Source organism: Streptomyces cellostaticus (assembly GCF_023630175.1).
GTDB classification, from domain to species: Bacteria; Actinomycetota; Actinomycetes; order Streptomycetales; family Streptomycetaceae; genus Streptomyces; species Streptomyces cellostaticus_A.
In genome coordinates, this window is the sequence record NZ_JALLIN010000122.1 from 1 (window position 1) to 1,478 (window position 1,478).

Here is a 1,478-nt window from a genome sequence, read left to right on the forward strand (position 1 = left end):
CCCCCCCCCGGGCCCGCCCCCCCCCCCGCGCCCGGACCGGCCGGCCGTGACCCACCGGCACGGCGTCGAGGCGGGTCGACGGCGCGACCGTCGACGCGGTCGCGGCGGCGCGGCGCGCCCCCGGGCATGGCGCACCCGCCGACCGGGGTCGCGCCACCCCGGGAGGGCGTGGCGCGACCCCGCGGAACGGGACGCACGCGCTCCCGTCCCCGTCTCCCGGCGCGCCGGGGGACGACCCGTTCGGCGGCGCCCCGCCCGGCCCCCTACCGCAGGCGCGCCGCCGCCGTCGCCCGGAGAGTGGGGAGGAGCCCACCGTCCGGCCTCCAAGGCCCTGCGCACTCGGGAGGATCCGCCGTGACCGTCAGCCTGGAGCAGTTGCGTCGCTGCCACTTCGCCGTCGACCTGGGCGCTGCCCGTACCCGGGTGTACGTGAAGGGCGCCGGCCTCGTCGTCGACCAGCCGTCGGTCGCGGCCGTGAACACCCGGACGGGCGCGCTGATCGCGGTGGGCGACTTCGCGGAGCAGATGACGGGGCGCACGCCGGGCTACATCAAGGTGGTGCGGCCCATCTCCGGCGGCACCGTGGTCGACATCGAGATGGCGCAGCGCATGCTGCGGCAACTGCTCGGCGAGAAGGTGCGCCGCGCGCTGCGCCGCAGGCCCCGGCTGCGGGCGGCGGCCTGCACCCCGCACGACGCGGACCCCCTCGCCCAGCGGGCGACGATCGAGACGCTGGTCGGGTTGGGGGCGCGCCGGGTCGAGCTGGTGGACACACTGATCGCCGCCGCGGTGGGGTGCGGGCTGCCGGTCGAGCAGCCGGAGGCGACCATGATCATGGTGTGCGGGGCGGCGGCCACGCAGGTCGCCGTGCTCGCGCTCGGCTCGATCGTCACCGCCGAGCGGGTCCCGGTCGGCGGTGAGGCCGTCGACAACGCGATCGTGCAGCACCTGCGGCTCGAACACCGGTTGCTGCTGCCCAGCCAGGCGGTGCGGCCGCTGCAGCTCGCGCTGTCCGGGGCCGGGCTCACCCCGGACGGGCCGACGCTGACGGAGATCCAAGGGCGGGACGTGGTCACCGGGCTCGCCCGCAGCGTGCGGGTCAATACGGCGGCCGTCCGCAACGCCATCCAGACCCCGCTGACTTCGGTCCTGGACGGCATCGGCAAGGTGCTGCGCGAGTGCCCGCCCGAGCTGGTGGCCGACCTCGCCGACCGCGGGCTCGTGCTCGTCGGCGGCTCCGCCCTGATGCCCGGCCTGGACCAGATGCTGCGTCAGGCCACCGGCATTCCGGTGCACATCGCGGAACGGCCGGAGCTGTGCGCGGTGCAGGGCCTGGGCGCCATGCTGGCGGGCACCGTCGAACCCCTGGTCCTGAACCCGCACGCCGCCTGAGCGGGCTCCCCCAGGGGTGGGGCGGCCCCGGATCGTCGTGCCGGACTCCGCCGGGAGCGGCCGGGCCGGGCCGGACGGCAGGTCCG

At 77.3% G+C, this 1,478-nt stretch carries 1 protein-coding gene; it reads left to right on the plus strand.

What is annotated here, in order from left to right; translation table 11 throughout:
- The first annotated feature begins 354 nt into the window (after positions 1 to 354).
- The gene (locus MXD57_RS31240) at positions 355 to 1,392 is read left to right on the plus strand and encodes a rod shape-determining protein (RefSeq protein WP_250405581.1); all 1,038 of its coding nucleotides are present in this window, start codon (positions 355 to 357) and stop codon (positions 1,390 to 1,392) included.
- Positions 1,393 to 1,478 lie beyond the last annotated feature (86 nt).